This window comes from Saccharopolyspora sp. NPDC045839, assembly GCF_056431645.1.
In genome coordinates, this window is the sequence record NZ_JBWKKH010000028.1 from 48,726 (window position 1) to 63,489 (window position 14,764).

General features: G+C 67.5%; 22 protein-coding genes. 20 read left to right on the top strand and 2 right to left on the bottom strand.

Annotated features, from left to right (window positions below; genetic code table 11):
* The 11 genes from rplE (at position 1) to map (ending at position 6,903) form a co-directional block, all read left to right on the top strand.
* Complete coding sequence (rplE, locus tag AC07EQ_RS31250; protein ID WP_132493032.1) at positions 1-564, top strand: 50S ribosomal protein L5; 564 nt, start codon at positions 1-3, stop codon at positions 562-564.
* A gap of 3 nt (positions 565-567) precedes the next feature.
* On the top strand, positions 568-753 hold the full coding sequence (locus tag AC07EQ_RS31255; protein ID WP_010315398.1) for a type Z 30S ribosomal protein S14: 186 nt from the start codon (positions 568-570) through the stop codon (positions 751-753).
* Between the two features lie 227 nt (positions 754-980).
* Positions 981-1,379, top strand: coding sequence for a 30S ribosomal protein S8 (gene rpsH, locus AC07EQ_RS31260; RefSeq protein ID WP_010315396.1), 399 nt, complete (start codon positions 981-983; stop codon positions 1,377-1,379).
* 16 nt (positions 1,380-1,395) lie between these two features.
* Positions 1,396-1,935, top strand: coding sequence for a 50S ribosomal protein L6 (gene rplF / locus AC07EQ_RS31265; RefSeq protein WP_478391442.1), 540 nt, complete (start codon positions 1,396-1,398; stop codon positions 1,933-1,935).
* Between the two features lie 2 nt (positions 1,936-1,937).
* Positions 1,938-2,339, top strand: coding sequence for a 50S ribosomal protein L18 (gene rplR, locus AC07EQ_RS31270; RefSeq protein ID WP_235884041.1), 402 nt, complete (start codon positions 1,938-1,940; stop codon positions 2,337-2,339).
* 35 nt (positions 2,340-2,374) lie between these two features.
* Positions 2,375-2,986 carry a 30S ribosomal protein S5 gene (gene rpsE / locus AC07EQ_RS31275; RefSeq protein WP_132493030.1) on the top strand — a complete coding sequence of 204 codons (612 nt, stop codon included), beginning with the start codon at positions 2,375-2,377 and terminating at the stop codon, positions 2,984-2,986.
* A gap of 5 nt (positions 2,987-2,991) precedes the next feature.
* The gene (gene rpmD, locus AC07EQ_RS31280) at positions 2,992-3,174 is read left to right on the top strand and encodes a 50S ribosomal protein L30 (protein ID WP_132493029.1); all 183 of its coding nucleotides are present in this window, start codon (positions 2,992-2,994) and stop codon (positions 3,172-3,174) included.
* Position 3,175: 1 nt separating this feature from the next.
* Positions 3,176-3,625, top strand: a complete 450-nt coding sequence (rplO, locus tag AC07EQ_RS31285) for a 50S ribosomal protein L15 (RefSeq protein WP_132493028.1) — start codon at positions 3,176-3,178, stop codon at positions 3,623-3,625.
* A gap of 374 nt (positions 3,626-3,999) precedes the next feature.
* Positions 4,000-5,313, top strand: coding sequence for a preprotein translocase subunit SecY (gene secY / locus AC07EQ_RS31290; protein WP_132493027.1), 1,314 nt, complete (start codon positions 4,000-4,002; stop codon positions 5,311-5,313).
* Between the two features lie 173 nt (positions 5,314-5,486).
* Entirely contained in the window at positions 5,487-6,041 is a 555-nt protein-coding gene (locus tag AC07EQ_RS31295; RefSeq protein WP_478391443.1) for an adenylate kinase, read from the top strand.
* A gap of 70 nt (positions 6,042-6,111) precedes the next feature.
* Complete coding sequence (gene map / locus AC07EQ_RS31300) at positions 6,112-6,903, top strand: type I methionyl aminopeptidase (protein ID WP_478391498.1); 792 nt, start codon at positions 6,112-6,114, stop codon at positions 6,901-6,903.
* A 115-nt stretch (positions 6,904-7,018) separates the two neighbouring features.
* Here the strand turns inward: map and AC07EQ_RS31305 are convergent, their stop codons facing one another.
* Together AC07EQ_RS31305 and AC07EQ_RS31310 are read right to left on the bottom strand one after the other, a co-directional pair.
* Entirely contained in the window at positions 7,019-7,621 is a 603-nt protein-coding gene (locus AC07EQ_RS31305) for a class I SAM-dependent methyltransferase (RefSeq protein ID WP_478391444.1), read from the bottom strand.
* Positions 7,622-7,837: 216 nt separating this feature from the next.
* On the bottom strand, positions 7,838-8,479 hold the full coding sequence (locus AC07EQ_RS31310) for a class I SAM-dependent methyltransferase (RefSeq protein ID WP_478391445.1): 642 nt from the start codon (positions 8,477-8,479) through the stop codon (positions 7,838-7,840).
* Between the two features lie 370 nt (positions 8,480-8,849).
* Here AC07EQ_RS31310 and infA point away from each other — a divergent pair, with 370 nt between their 5' ends.
* The 9 genes from infA (at position 8,850) to AC07EQ_RS31355 (ending at position 14,628) form a co-directional block, all read left to right on the top strand.
* Positions 8,850-9,071, top strand: a complete 222-nt coding sequence (gene infA / locus AC07EQ_RS31315) for a translation initiation factor IF-1 (protein WP_009948665.1) — start codon at positions 8,850-8,852, stop codon at positions 9,069-9,071.
* A 52-nt stretch (positions 9,072-9,123) separates the two neighbouring features.
* Positions 9,124-9,237: a 50S ribosomal protein L36 gene (gene rpmJ, locus AC07EQ_RS31320; protein WP_010315372.1), complete on the top strand. Its 114-nt coding sequence runs from the start codon at positions 9,124-9,126 to the stop codon at positions 9,235-9,237.
* A gap of 150 nt (positions 9,238-9,387) precedes the next feature.
* A complete protein-coding gene (gene rpsM, locus AC07EQ_RS31325) occupies positions 9,388-9,768 on the top strand; it encodes a 30S ribosomal protein S13 (RefSeq protein ID WP_132493024.1) in 381 nt (126 codons plus the stop codon).
* A gap of 25 nt (positions 9,769-9,793) precedes the next feature.
* Entirely contained in the window at positions 9,794-10,198 is a 405-nt protein-coding gene (rpsK, locus tag AC07EQ_RS31330; RefSeq protein ID WP_132493023.1) for a 30S ribosomal protein S11, read from the top strand.
* A gap of 23 nt (positions 10,199-10,221) precedes the next feature.
* Entirely contained in the window at positions 10,222-10,827 is a 606-nt protein-coding gene (gene rpsD, locus AC07EQ_RS31335) for a 30S ribosomal protein S4 (protein WP_132493022.1), read from the top strand.
* A gap of 151 nt (positions 10,828-10,978) precedes the next feature.
* Complete coding sequence (locus AC07EQ_RS31340) at positions 10,979-12,058, top strand: DNA-directed RNA polymerase subunit alpha (protein WP_132493021.1); 1,080 nt, start codon at positions 10,979-10,981, stop codon at positions 12,056-12,058.
* A gap of 49 nt (positions 12,059-12,107) precedes the next feature.
* Positions 12,108-12,638, top strand: coding sequence for a 50S ribosomal protein L17 (rplQ, locus tag AC07EQ_RS31345; protein WP_132493020.1), 531 nt, complete (start codon positions 12,108-12,110; stop codon positions 12,636-12,638).
* Positions 12,639-12,703: 65 nt separating this feature from the next.
* A complete protein-coding gene (gene truA / locus AC07EQ_RS31350) occupies positions 12,704-13,540 on the top strand; it encodes a tRNA pseudouridine(38-40) synthase TruA (protein ID WP_478391446.1) in 837 nt (278 codons plus the stop codon).
* A gap of 530 nt (positions 13,541-14,070) precedes the next feature.
* Positions 14,071-14,628: an endonuclease domain-containing protein gene (locus AC07EQ_RS31355; protein ID WP_478391447.1), complete on the top strand. Its 558-nt coding sequence runs from the start codon at positions 14,071-14,073 to the stop codon at positions 14,626-14,628.
* The last annotated feature ends 136 nt before the right edge of the window (positions 14,629-14,764 follow it).

Consider the following 14,764-nt stretch of genomic DNA (forward strand, 5'->3'; position numbering starts at 1 on the left):
ATGACTACCGCTGAGAAGATCGTCCCGCGGCTGAAGACCCGTTACCGCGAGGAGATCCGCCAGGCGCTGAACGAGGAGTTCGACTACTCCAACGTGATGCAGACGCCGGGCGTGGTCAAGGTCGTGGTCAACATGGGTGTTGGCGACGCCGCTCGGGACAGCAAGCTGATCGAGGGCGCGGTCCGCGACCTGTCGATCATCACCGGTCAGAAGCCGGAGATCCGCAAGGCCCGGAAGTCCATCGCGCAGTTCAAGCTCCGCGAGGGCATGCCGATCGGTGCGCGGGTCACCCTGCGCGGCGACCGGATGTGGGAGTTCCTGGACCGCCTGGTCACCATCGCGCTGCCGCGAATCCGCGACTTCCGCGGGCTGTCGCCGAAGCAGTTCGACGGCAAGGGCAACTACACGTTCGGCCTCAACGAGCAGTCGATGTTCCACGAGATCAACCCGGACAACATCGACCGCCCGCGTGGCATGGACATCACCGTCGTTACCACGGCCACCAACAATGAGGAGGGCCGGGCGCTGCTGAAGCACCTGGGCTTCCCGTTCAAGGAGAACTGAGCGATGGCCAAGAAGGCGCTGGTTATCAAGGCGGCGCGCAAGCCGAAGTTCAACGTCCGCGGCTACACCCGCTGCCAGCGCTGCGGTCGGCCGCGTGCGGTGTTCCGCAAGTTCGGGCTGTGCCGCGTGTGCTTCCGCGAGATGGCGCACGCCGGCGAGCTGCCCGGCGTGAGCAAGTCCTCCTGGTGACTGCCCGCCTGCTGGGGTGATACCGATTGCCGGTACCCTCAGCAGGCGCTACCAGGGCTGATGCCCACGCTCCGCGGCGAAAGCCGTGCTTGCACGCGAATTGACAAGGGAACCGGCTGCTCGGCCGGGAAACCCCGAACTTCGTCCAGGCCAGGGCCCAGACGTCCACCTCAGGGTGGTGCGCGATCGGGGCCCATCGGAACCAGACGAGAAAGGTTGAGCAGGTCATGACGATGACCGATCCGATCGCAGACATGCTGACGCGTCTGCGCAACGGAAACTCGGCATACCACGACGAGGTCGTGATGCCGCACTCCAAGCTGAAGGCGAACATCGCCGAGATCCTCAAGCGCGAGGGCTACGTGTCCGGCTCGCGCGTCGAAGAGGGCGAGAACTGCAAGCAGCTCGTCGTCGAGCTCAAGTACGGCCCGAACCGCGAGCGGAGCATCGCGGGCCTGCGCCGGGTCTCCAAGCCCGGCCTGCGGGTCTACGCCAAGTCCACCAACCTGCCGAAGGTGCTGGGTGGCCTGGGCGTCGCAATCATCTCGACCTCCGGCGGTCTGCTGACCGACCGGCAGGCCATGAAGAAGGGCGTGGGCGGGGAAGTCCTCGCCTACGTCTGGTAAGGGAGGAGGAGCGGCAATGTCGCGCATCGGAAAGCTGCCGATCACCGTCCCCTCCGGCGTCGAGGTGACCATCGACGGCCCGGCGGTGACGGTCAAGGGCCCCAAGGGCAGCCTGCACCACCAGGTTGCCGAGCCGATCATCGTCGAGAAGGACGAGGACGGCGCGGTGCTGGTGAAGCGCCCCAACGACGAGCGGGAAAGCCGTTCGCTGCACGGGCTCACCCGCACGTTGGTGAACAACATGGTGATCGGCGTCAGCCAGGGATACCAGAAGAACCTGGAGATCCACGGCGTCGGTTACCGCGTGATGCAGAAGGGGTCGAACCTCGAGTTCGCCCTCGGCTACAGCCACCCCATCGTGGTCGAACCGCCGGAAGGCATCCAGTTCGCGGTCGACGGCCCGACCAAGCTCTCGGTCCAGGGCATCGACAAGCAGCTGGTCGGCGAGATCGCGGCCAGGATTCGCAAGCTGCGCAAGCCCGACCCGTACAAGGGCAAGGGTGTCCGCTACGCAGGGGAGATCATCCGCCGCAAGGTCGGGAAGACGGGTAAGTGACCATGAGCGAGACGACAGCTACCAAGCGCAAGCCGGTGGGCAAGGACATCTCGACCAAGCGTCGGCTTGCCCGTGCCAAGCGGCACACGCGCATCCGCAAGAAGATCGTCGGCACCGCCGAGCGCCCGCGCCTCGTCGTGACCCGTTCGCTGCGCAACATCGTCGCGCAGGTCATCGACGACACCAAGGGCCACACCCTGGTCTCGGCTACCAGCCTGGAAGCCGATGTCCAGGCCTTCGAGGGCGACAAGAAGGCCAAGGCCACGAAGGTCGGCGAGCTCGTCGCCGCCCGTGCCAAGGACGCCGGCATCGACAAGGTCGTGTTCGACCGCGGCGGTAACGCCTACCACGGTCGCGTGGCCGCGCTGGCCGACGCCGCCCGTGACGGCGGACTGGAGTTCTGACAAGTGGCTAAGAACGAGAACGGAAGGGACGCCTGATGCCTGGACGCACTCGGCGTGAGGGCGGGGAGTCCGGCGGCAAGGACCGCCGGGACCGCCGCGACGGCGGCCGTGGCGGGGCGGCCCAAGAGAAGACCCCGCAGTTCGAACGCGTCGTGACCATCAACCGCGTCGCGAAGGTCGTCAAGGGTGGCCGGCGGTTCAGCTTCACCGCGCTGGTCGTCGTCGGCGACGGCGACGGCATGGTCGGTGTCGGTTACGGCAAGGCCAAGGAAGTTCCGGCGGCCATCGCCAAGGGCGTTGAGGAGGCGAAGAAGAACTTCTTCCGCGTCCCGCGCCTGGGCGGCACCATCACCCACCCGGTGCAGGGCGAGGACGCCGCCGGCGTCGTGCTGCTGCGTCCGGCCAGCGCCGGTACCGGTGTCATCGCCGGTGGCCCGGTGCGTGCGGTGCTGGAGTGCGCCGGTGTCCACGACGTGCTGAGCAAGTCGCTGGGCAGCGACAACCCGATCAACATCGTGCACGCCACGGTCGCCGCGCTGAAGATGCTGCAGCGTCCGGAGGAGGTCGCGGCTCGTCGCGGCCTGCCGCTCGAGGACGTCGCGCCGGCGTTCATCATGCGGGCCCGTGCGGCGCAGCAGGGGGCCTGATCGACATGGCACAGCTGAAGATCACCCAGGTGCGTGGTCTGGTCGGCACCAAGCAGAACCAGCGCGACACCATGCGCACCCTCGGGCTGCGCAAGATCCGTCAGTCCGTGGTGCGTCCGGATGACTCCAACGTGCGCGGCATGATCAACGCCGTCCGTCACCTGGTGACGGTCGAGGAGGTCGACTGACATGGTCATCAAACTGCACGACCTGCGTCCGGCCCCCGGCGCCAAGCGCGACAAGGTCCGCGTCGGTCGCGGTGAGGGCTCCAAGGGCAAGACCGCGGGCCGCGGTACCAAGGGCACCAAGGCTCGCAAGAACGTCTCCCCTCGCTTCGAGGGTGGGCAGATGCCGATCCACATGCGGCTCCCGAAGCTGAAGGGCTTCAAGAACCGCTTCCGCACCGAGTACCAGGGTGTGAACATCGGTCGGCTGGTCCAGGCGTTCCCGGAGGGCGGCACCGTCGGCATCGACGAGCTGATCGCCAAGGGTCTCGTCAAGAAGAACGAGCTCGTGAAGATCCTCGGCGACGGGGATCTGGAGGGCATCAAGCTGGAGGTGACCGCGCACGCGTTCACCGGCAGCGCCCAGGAGAAGATCACCGCTGCGGGTGGTTCGGTCACCAAGCTGGACCGCTGAGAACGGTTAACCCAGCCGAGGGCCGGGCGACGACAAGTCGCCCGGCCCTCGGCCTTTTCCCGATCAGGTGAAGTGCGCGGGACGTTCCCGATCGGACAACTCGGACTTGCGCGCCCTCGAATTGCGCTGCGACGCTGCCGATTTCGCGGATTCCGGGAACGCTGCCGCGTGGTTTTCCCGGTTTTCGGGGAAATTGTGAATGTCTTTGTTCGCCAATGGCTGACGCCGTGATCAGCAGTGAGGCTTCGGTCGCCGTCCGTGGCCGCGTTAGGGCCTGCTAGAGTCGCCCCGGCAGTGCCGTAAACATCGGGTGCTGCGGAAATTGCCGCATCTTTCCCGGCCGGTTCCGACCGGCTCGCGTACAGGAGGTTCGCGTGCTCGGCGCCTTCCGCTCGGCTCTGGCGACGCCGGACCTGCGCCGCAAGATCCTGTTCACCCTGGGCATGGTCGTGCTCTACCGGCTCGGTGCCACGATCCCCGCTCCCGGGGTGTCGTACCCGAACATCCAGCAGTGCATCGAGGAGATCCAGGGCAGCGGTTCGCAGAGCGTTTATTCGCTGCTCAACCTGTTCAGCGGCGGTGCGCTGCTGCAGCTGTCGGTGCTGTCGCTGGGCATCATGCCCTACATCACCGCGAGCATCATCATCCAGCTGCTGCAGGTGGTCATCCCGCGCTTCGAGCAGCTGAAGAAGGAAGGCCAGTCCGGCCAGTCGAAGCTGACCCAGTACACGCGGTACCTGACGATCGCGCTGGCGATCCTGCAGGGCACCGGCATCGTGGCGCTCGCGGTCCGCGGCCAGCTGTTCCAGGGTTGCTCGACGTCGGTCATCCCGGACGACTCGGTGCTCAACCTGATCACCATCGTGGTCGTCATGACCGCCGGCGCCGCGGTGCTGATGTGGATGGGCGAGCTGATCACCGAGCGCGGCATCGGCAACGGCATGTCGCTGCTGATCTTCGTCTCGATCGCCTCGCGGATCCCGGCCGAGGGCGGCGCGATCCTGCAGTCGCACGGCGGCCTGGTGTTCGCCGTGGTCTGCGCCTTCGCCGTCGTGATCATCGCGACCGTGGTCTTCATCGAGCAGGCCCAGCGCCGGATCCCGGTGCAGTACGCCAAGCGCATGATCGGCCGCCGGATGTACGGCGGGACCTCCACGTACCTGCCGCTGAAGGTGAACCAGGCCGGTGTCATCCCGGTCATCTTCGGTTCCTCGCTGCTGTACCTGCCGCAGCTGCTCGGCCAGCTCGCCGGCAACCAGGACACCTGGTGGGCGCGGTTCATCCAGACCTACATCGTGTCGCCGTCCAGCTGGGTGCACATCCTGCTGTACATGTCGCTGATCATCTTCTTCGCGTACTTCTACGTGTCGATCACGTTCAACCCGGAAGAGCGCGCGGACGACATGAAGAAGTTCGGCGGCTTCATCCCGGGCATCCGGCCCGGTCGGCCGACCGCCGAGTACCTGAGCTTCGTGCTGTCCCGGATCACGCTGCCCGGCTCGCTGTACCTGGGCATCATCGCGATCCTGCCGAACTTCTTCCTCGGCATCACCGGTGGCCAGGGCGGGAACCAGAACTTCCCGTTCGGCGGCACCGCGGTGCTGATCATGGTCAACGTCGGTCTGGACACCGTGAAGCAAATCGAGAGCCAGCTCACGCAGCGCAAGTACGAGGGTTTCCTCCGGTAGGCTGGACGGTCCGGGCGCGCGTCGACGCATGCCCGGATACCCCTGTTGCGGGTGGGGCGACCTGGTGCGTCGCCCCATGCGTAGGGTGTGAGCGCGGCTGCCCCGATGCAGGTGGGCGCCCGCGGAGCTCGTCAGCAGTTGGCGCGCGAACGGATTGATTCGGAGGCAGACCCTTGGTGCGATTGGTTCTCGTCGGCCCGCCTGGTGCGGGCAAGGGCACCCAGGCAGCCGTGCTCAGCGAGCAGCTGGACGTCCCGCACATCTCCACCGGAGATCTGTTCCGCGCGAACATCGGCAACGCCACTCCGCTCGGCCAGAAGGCCAAGAGCTACCTGGACACCGGCGACCTGGTCCCGGACGAGGTCACCAACGAGATGGTGCGCGACCGCCTTTCCGACGACGACGCGGCCAAGGGCTTCCTGCTCGACGGCTACCCGCGCACCACCACGCAGGCCGAGGTGCTGGCCGAGATGCTGCGCGAGCGCGGCACGGAGCTGACCGCGGTGCTGCAGTTCGACGTGCCGGAGGAAGAGCTCGTCACGCGCATGCTCGCTCGTGGGCGCGCGGACGACACCGAGGACATCATCCGGCGCCGGCTGGCGGTCTACCGGTCGGAGACCGAGCCGCTGCTGGAGTTCTACAGCGACCGGATCGTCAAGATCGACGCCGTCGGCTCGATCGAGGAGATCACGGCCCGCGCGCTGGAAGCGCTGCGCAACCGCGCTTGAGCCGGTCGGCCGGTCGCAGCGGCGGCCGGCCGGAACCGCAATCCTAGAAAGAATCCTGAAGGTGAGTGCCTTGTTGCGTCGGGGTAAGGGCATCGAGCTCAAGTCGCGGGGCGAGATCGAGGCGATGCGTGCCGCCGGCCTGATCGTCGCCCGCGCGCTGGCCGCGGTGACCGAGCACGCGAAGCCCGGTGCGACCACCGGTGAGCTGGACGCCGTCGCGGAGCAGGTGATCCGGGACGCCGGCGCGGTGCCGTCGTTCAAGGGCTACCACGGGTTCCCGGCGTCGATCTGCGCATCGCTGAACGAGAAGGTGGTGCACGGCATCCCGTCCCGCAGCGAGGTCCTCGCCGAGGGCGACCTGCTGTCGGTGGACTGCGGCGCGATCCTGGACGGCTGGCACGGCGACTCCGCGGTGACGCTGGCGATCGGCGAGGTCAGCGCGCAGGACCGAGCCCTGTCCGCGGCCACCGAGGCCAGCATGTGGGCCGGCATCGAGCAGGTCCGGGCCGGGAACCGGCTCACCGACATCTCCCACGCGGTGGAGACCGCAGCCCGCGCGGCGGCGAACGCCGACGGCCTGGAGTACGGGATCATCGCCGAGTACGGCGGGCACGGCATCGGCACCCAGATGCACATGGAGCCGTTCCTGCCGAACCTCGGCAAGCCCGGGCGCGGCCCGAAGCTGCGGGTCGGCATGGCGATCGCGGTGGAGCCGATGCTCACGCTGGGCTCGGCGGAGACCGAGGAGCTCGACGACGCCTGGACGGTCGTGACAGACGACGGCTCCCGTGCGGCGCACTGGGAGCACACGGTGGCGATCACCGAAGACGGCCCCTGGGTCCTCACCGCCGCCGAGGACTGATCGGGTCCTGCGGCGTGTCGGGCCACGACACGCCGCAGGCTGTGGACAACTTGTTCGATTTCAATGGAAATCGAATGTCTGATTTCAATGGAACTTGCGTCGGGTTGGGGTGCCGTCACTTCGGCCGGCGGCAGGTGTAGATGCGGGCCGGGGGCACGTTCCGCCAGATCGTGGTGCGCGGCAGCACCTCGTCGAAGGTGTCCTCCAGCGCCGACACGAACTCGCGGGTGGACGGTCGCCACAGCGTCGTCAGGTAGGTGACCGTGGTGAACACCCCGCCCGGCGCCAGCACCGAGACCGCCTGCTCCAGCAGTTCGCGCTGCTTGTCCGGCGGCAGCAGGGTCCACGGGATGCTGCTGATGACCGCGTCGACCTGGTCGACCCCGGCGGCGTCCAGCAGTTCGCGCAGGTGCGTCACGTCGCCCGCGATGACTTCCAGCCAGGGCTTGGTGCGGTGCAGGTAGCGGACCATCTCCTGGTCGATCTCGACCGCGAGGTGCCGCGCGCCCCCGGACAGCCGGCGCTGGATGGGGCTGCTGAGCGCACCGGTGCCCGGGCCGAGTTCCAGCACCGTCGGCGTGCCGAAGCTGGGCACCACGGTGGCCACCGCGGCCGCGACGTGCCGGGAGGTCGGCAGCACGGCCCCGAACGTCGACGGCCGGCGGACCGCGCGGCTCAGGAACGTCCAGTACTCGCGCAGCTTCTTTCGCTTGCTCACGGCTGCTCCTGCCCGTTCGCCGAACGCGGCGGTGGTAGCTGGTGCTTCCATCGCAGCGTCCCGCTGCGGTCCGCGGGTCGCAGCGCGTGGCAGGGCGTTTTCACGAAGTCGCGTTGCGGGGGTGCTCTCGCTCATGCGCAAAGCCTGCGCCCCCGTCGTGCCCGGCGGCCTCCGGGGTTGCCCCGGACGAGACCCGAACCACCCCCGGTCAGGGTCTCAGCGCAGGGGCCGGCGGCAGATGTAGTGCAGGATCGGCGGGATGTTGCGCCAGGTGGTGTGGGTGATGATCTCGTCGAACGTCTGCGCGAGGCGGGCGCGGAAGCGGCGGCCGCCCGGCGTCTGGTCGGCCGGCAGGTAGGTCAGCGCCGTGAACGCACCCTGCGGGGCGAGCGCCTCGGCGGCCTGGCGCAGGATGTGGTTCTGCGCGTCGCTCGGCAGCAGCGACCACGGGATGCTGCTGATGACGGCGTCGACGCGGTCGATGTTGTGCTTGTCCAGCAGCGCGAGCAGGTCGCTCGCGTCGCCGTGCACGATCTCCATCCACGGCTTGTGGGTCCGCAGGTGCTCGACCATGCCTTCGCCGAGCTCGATCCCGACGTGCCGGGCGCCCGTGGGCAGCCGGCGGTGGATGCCGTCGCTCAACGAGCCGGTCCCGGGACCGAGCTCGACCACGACCGGAGTGCCGGTGGTCGGCACCACCTGGGCCACCGTGGCGGCGACGGCGGCGGACGTCGGAGTCGCCGCCCCGACCATCCTGGGGTTGCGCACCGCGGTCTGGAAGAAGGTCCGGTACTCGTCCAGCTTGCTGGTCGTGTTCTGCCCGACCTTGCCGATCTGCTGGTCCTGCTGGGGTGTCACGCTTCTCCTCGGTTGTCCCACGGCGTCGGCCTCGACCCCGGTGTCGAGCGTGATCGAACGTAGTGAGGCTCGGAGCGCCCACGCAACCCGCCGCAGTGGTGCAGCGTGACATCAGTGTTGCGCGGAGTAACCAGGGCGGCGTTGAGCTGCCCCGATGTGGAGTGCCCGATCGGCGGGGCGTACAGTGGAACATCGGCGCACTCGTAGCGCCGGTTCGTTGTGCCTGGGTATCCGCTTCCGAACATCCGGATCGGGTCGTCATCGGTGTTTCGGGCCGGGCTGCGGTGTGCCCGTCGTGGGTGCCGGGGCCTCCGGTGCACGCGGCGGGACTTAGGTCCGCAAACCGTCACCGTCACGAAACGCGGAGGACATGGGCAAGAAAGACGGGGCCATTGAGGTCGAGGGTCGGGTGATCGAACCGCTTCCCAACGCGATGTTCCGTGTCGAGTTGGAGAACGGCCACAAGGTCCTCGCACACATCAGTGGCAAGATGCGTCAGCACTACATCCGCATCCTGCCCGAGGACCGGGTCGTGGTGGAGCTCTCGCCGTACGACCTTTCCCGTGGGCGCATCGTCTACCGCTACAAGTGACCTCCACGGTGTCCGGGTGACCGGACACGCGTCCGAGCAGGAGAGCACGACCGTGAAGGTCCAGCCGAGTGTGAAGCGAATCTGCGACAAGTGCCAGGTCATCCGCCGTCATGGGCGGGTGCTGGTGATCTGCGACAACGCCCGTCACAAGCAGCGTCAGGGCTGAGCGCAGCACAGCGTCGCAAGGATTGAGAAGAACTCCCTTGACCTGTCGGCCTAACGCGGGCCGACTGACCCCCGGACCAGGCCGGGGCTCCGCACCAGTTGCGGGGGCGGCAAGGGAGCAGACCTGGAAAAACGAAGGAGAACCGGCCAGATGGCACGGGTCGTCGGCGTTGATCTGCCGCGCGAAAAGCGCATGGCGATCGCGCTCACCTACATCTACGGGATCGGCAAGACCCGGTCGAAGGAGATCCTCTCCGCGACCGGAATCTCGCCCGACGCCCGCCCGCGCGACCTCGATGACGAGCAGCTGACCAAGCTGCGCGACTACATCGAGAGCAGCTACCGGGTCGAGGGTGACCTCCGCCGCGAGGTCCAGGCCGACATCCGCCGGAAGATCGAGATCGGCTGCTACGCGGGGCTTCGGCACCGCCGGCACCTGCCGGTTCACGGGCAGCGGACGAAGACCAACGCCCGTACCCGCAAGGGGCCGAAGAAGACGGTCGCCGGCAAGAAGAAGGCCGGGAAGAAGTAAGCCTCGCTAGGAGTCAGCTAAAGCCATGCCACCCAAGTCTCGCGCTGGCGCCGTCAAGAAGGTGCGGCGCAAGGAAAAGAAGAACGTCGCTCACGGCCAGGCGCACATCAAGAGCACGTTCAACAACACCATCGTTTCGATCACCGACCCCACCGGTGCGGTGATCGCCTGGGCCTCCGCCGGCCACGTCGGGTTCAAGGGCTCTCGCAAGTCCACCCCGTTCGCCGCGCAGATGGCCGCCGAGAACGCGGCCCGCAAGGCCGCCGAACACGGCATGAAGAAGGTCGACGTCTTCGTCAAGGGTCCGGGTTCGGGCCGCGAGACGGCGATCCGGTCGCTGCAGGCCGCCGGTCTTGAGGTCGGCACCATCCAGGACGTGACCCCGCAGCCGCACAACGGCTGCCGGCCGCCGAAGCGGCGTCGGGTCTGAGGCGCGGGAAGGAGTAGACAAAGATGGCACGTTATACCGGTCCCGCGACCCGCAAGTCCCGCCGTCTCAAGGTTGACCTCGTCGGTGGTGACCAGGCGTTCGAGCGCCGTCCGTACCCCCCGGGTCAGCACGGTCGCGCGCGCATCAAGGAAACCGAGTACCTGCTGCAGCTCCAGGAGAAGCAGAAGGCGAAGTTCACCTACGGTGTGCTGGAGCGCCAGTTCCGCTCGTACTACGAGAACGCCAACCGGCGCCCCGGCAAGACGGGTGACAACCTCCTGCAGCTGCTGGAGTCCCGGCTCGACAACGTCGTGTACCGGGCCGGCCTGGCCCGCACCCGCCGCATGGCGCGTCAGCTGGTCAGCCACGGCCACTTCACGGTCAACGGCAAGAAGGTGAACGTCCCCAGCTTCCAGGTTTCGAAGTGGGACATCGTCGACGTCAAGCCGAAGTCCCTGGGCACCACGCCGTTCATCATCGCCAAGGAGACCCTGGGCGAGCGTCCGGTTCCGGCCTGGCTGCAGGTCGTGCCCTCGAACCTGCGGATCCTGGTGCACCAGCGCCCGGAGCGCGCGCAGATCGACACTCCGGTCACCGAGCAGCTCATCGTCGAGCTCTACTCGAAGTGACGCGTCCCGCCGGCGGCTCCCTTCGGGGTACGGCCGCCGGCGGCTCGCAGCCAGCGGTGGCGGTGCAGGAATCCGCCACCGGCCCGCGCTTCGCGGGCAACGCCATTCCATCGGCGTCAAATAGCGGGCGTCGTGAGGAAAGGAAAACGAAGTGCTCATCTCCCAGCGACCCACACTGTCCGAAGAGGCGGTGTCGGAGACGCGTTCCCGGTTCGTCATCGAGCCGCTGGAGCCGGGCTTCGGCTACACCCTCGGCAACTCGCTGCGTCGTACCCTGCTCTCCTCGATCCCGGGGGCGGCGGTCACCAGCCTGCGCATCGACGGTGTGCTGCACGAGTTCACCACGATTCCGGGTGTGAAGGAAGACGTCACCGACGTCATCCTGAACATCAAGGAGCTGGTCGTCAGCTCCGAGGAAGACGAGCCGGTGACGATGTACCTGCGCAAGCAGGGTCCGGGTGAGGTCACCGCGGCCGACATCGTGCCGCCGGCGGGCGTCACGGTGCACAACCCCGACCTGCACATCGCCACCCTCAACGCGAAGGGCAAGCTGGAGATCGAGCTCGTCGTCGAGCGTGGTCGTGGCTATGTCCCCGCGATGCAGAACAAGCAGACCGGCGCCGAGATCGGCCGCATTCCGGTGGACTCGATCTACTCGCCGGTGCTGAAGGTGACCTACAAGGTCGAGGCGACCCGTGTCGAGCAGCGCACGGACTTCGACAAGCTGATCCTCGACGTGGAGAGCAAGCCGTCGATCACCCCGCGCGACGCGGTGGCTTCGGCGGGACGCACCCTCGTCGAGCTGTTCGGGCTCGCCCGCGAGCTCAACATCGATGCCGAGGGCATCGAGATCGGCCCGTCGCCGGCGGAAGCCGACACCATCGCGGCCTACGCGATGCCGATCGAGGACCTCGACCTGACGGTGCGCTCCTACAACTGCCTCAAGCGGGAGGGCATCCACACCGTCGGCGAGCTGGTCTCGCGCAGCGAGGCCGACCTGCTGGACATCCGCAACTTCGGTGCGAAGTCCATCGACGAGGTCAAGATGAAGCTGGCCGGCCTTGGGCTCGCGCTCAAGGACAGCCCGCCCGGATTCGACCCGTCGGCCGCGGCGGCCGAGTACCCGTCCGAAGGCTGGTCCTCCGAGGAGACCACCGTCGGCGCGGTCGGGCCCGTCGAGGACAACGGCTACGACGACGGTCAGGACTACGCGGAGACAGAGCAGCTGTAGCTGTGTTGCGCGTCCGGGGTACACCGGCGCGCCCTGAGAGGAGCAACCGATGCCCACCCCGACCAAGGGTCCGCGTCTCGGCGGGTCGCCGGCGCACGAGCGGCTCATCATGGCCAACCTGGCCACCTCGCTGTTCGAGCACGGTCGGATCACCACCACCGAGGCCAAGGCGAAGCGGCTGCGGCCGATCGCCGAGCGGCTGATCACCAAAGCCAAGAAGGGCGACCTGCACAACCGTCGCGAGGTCATGAAGACCATCCGCGACAAGGACGTCGTGCACAAGCTCTTCGCGGAGATCGGTCCGCACTTCGCGGAACGCAACGGCGGTTACACCCGCATCATCAAGACGATGCCGCGCAAGGGTGACAACGCGAAGATGGCCGTCATCGCGCTGGTGACCGAGCAGCTCGTCACCACCGAGGCGGAGGCCGCTCGCGGTACGAAGTTCGCCAAGGACGAGGAGGCCCCCAAGGCCGAGGCGACCGAGGCTCAGGCGGAGACCACCGAGGCCGCTGAGGCCCCGGAGGCGACCGAGGCCAAGGCCGAGGACACCGCTGCCGAGAAGAAGGACGAGTCCTGATTCAGGCACGTAGTACTGCTGTGGACGAGCCCGTCGCTCCCGCTGGGGAGGGCGGGCTCGTTCGCGTGCGCCTCGATTTGTCCTACGACGGAACGGATTTCTGCGGCTGGGCGACGCAGCCGGGCCAGCGCACCGTGCAGGGCCTGGTGGAGGATGCGCTGGCGAAGCAGCCGCCGGGGCGGTCGGTGCCGCGGCACGTGGTGGTCGCGGGGCGGACGGACTCCGGGGTGCACGCTTCGGGTCAGGTCGTGCACTTCGACGTCGTGCCCCACGACCCGGCCGGTGGTGGGCGGATTTCCGTTGACGAGCAGGGGATTCCGGACCTGGGGCGGATGGTCCACCGGTGGAACCGGATCCTGCCGCCGGACGTGCGGGTGCTGGGGGCACGAGTGGTGCCGACGGCGTTCGACGCGCGGTTCTCGGCTCTGCGGAGGCATTACCGGTATCAGGTGTCGGATGCGCCGTGGGGCGTGGACCCGCTGCGGCGCCGGGACACGCTCGCCTGGAACCGGCCGCTGGAAGTGGCGGCGCTCAACGCCGCGGCGCAGGAGTTGTTGGGGCTCAACGACTTCGCGGCGTACTGCAAGCCGCGGGACGGTGCGACGACGGTGCGCGAGCTCCAGCGCTTCGAGTGGGAGCGGGTGGCGGAGCACCTGGTCGTCGCGCACGTGAGCGCGGACGCGTTCTGCCATTCGATGGTCCGGAGCCTGGTGGGCACGCTCCTGATGGTCGGCGACGGCCGCAAGGCGGAGCCGTGGCCGGCGAAGCTCCTGGAATCCACCACCCGGACAACGGCGGTGGCCCCGGCCCACGGCCTGACGCTGACGGCGATCGACTACCCGTCGGATGAAGAGCTCGAAACCAGGGCCACCCAGACCCGGGCGATGCGAACCCTCCCCTGACCGCAGTGGGTGGGTCCCCGATTTTGCCTAAAATTGGAGACCCGCACCCGGGCCTTGAGGTCACGGCACAGGGCTGGTGGAAGTCCAATTTTGCCTAAAACTGGTACGTCTTCGCCCATGCGGGGGTGGGCAACCATGCACAGGGGGCTCGGTAGTCCACAGATTCGCCCGGTGGCCTTGTGGCGATGATCATCATTGATCAGCTTTGATCCATGACTATCAACGTTCTCGCCGTCGGCCAATGCCCCGGCCTGTTCACCCGTGTCGAAGCTCTCCAGGCCGGCCTGACCGATCACGACCTGAGGAACCCGGGGTACTGCCGTGTGATCCACGGTGTCTACCGGACTTCGGAAACGACCCTCACGCACGAGCTCCGATGTCGTGCTGTGGCGATGAAGCTTCCGCCCGGAGCGGTCATAACCGGGAAGTCGGCAGCGACGCTGCACGGCGTTCCTCTGGCCCGGCCGCAGGATCCAGTCGAGGTGCTGGTCAAGGGGTGCAAGAGGCTGCACGGAATCCGATGCTGGGCTGTGCGGCACTACGAATTCGAGAGCATTGAGTGGTCCGGCGTTCGCCTCGCGACGTTGGAGCGAGCGGCGCTCGACATCCTGATGCGGAACTCGCTGACCCAAGCGGTGGGGCTTTGCGACATGTTGTTGCACGCTGGCGTGATCGACAAGGACACGATCGGAAGGTATCTGGAGGGGCGGCACGACTACGGAATCCGCCGGGCTCGGAGGGCCTTCGAGTTCCTCGACCACCGGGCGGAGTCACCACCCGAGTCGGTTCTCCGGGTCATGTTCGTGATGGCTGGGCTAAATCCGGTGCCGCAGTTGGAGATTCCTGGGGAGAACGGCTCGCTGCTACGGGCCGACCTTGGCTTCGACGAGGCGCGGGTGCTGGTCGAGTACGACGGCGCCTGGCATGCGGATCCCGAGCAGTTCCGGCGTGATCAGCAGCGGCTTCGGTGGTTGCGGGCCAACGGGTGGCACGTCATCGTCGTGACTGCCGAAGACCTGGCGAAAGCGCCGCAGCGGATCGTCGACGCGGTCCAGGCGGCGGTTCGGGGGACGCCCGATTTTGCCTAAAATTGGAGACCCTCCGAGTCTCGACGTGCCTTGGCTTTCGGCGACGGGTCGGTGACTTGTGGTCATCGACCGGATGCTCGGAGCGAGTCGTCCTGAATCTACGTGGCTCGTATTCGTTTCGAGTTGACGTAGGGGC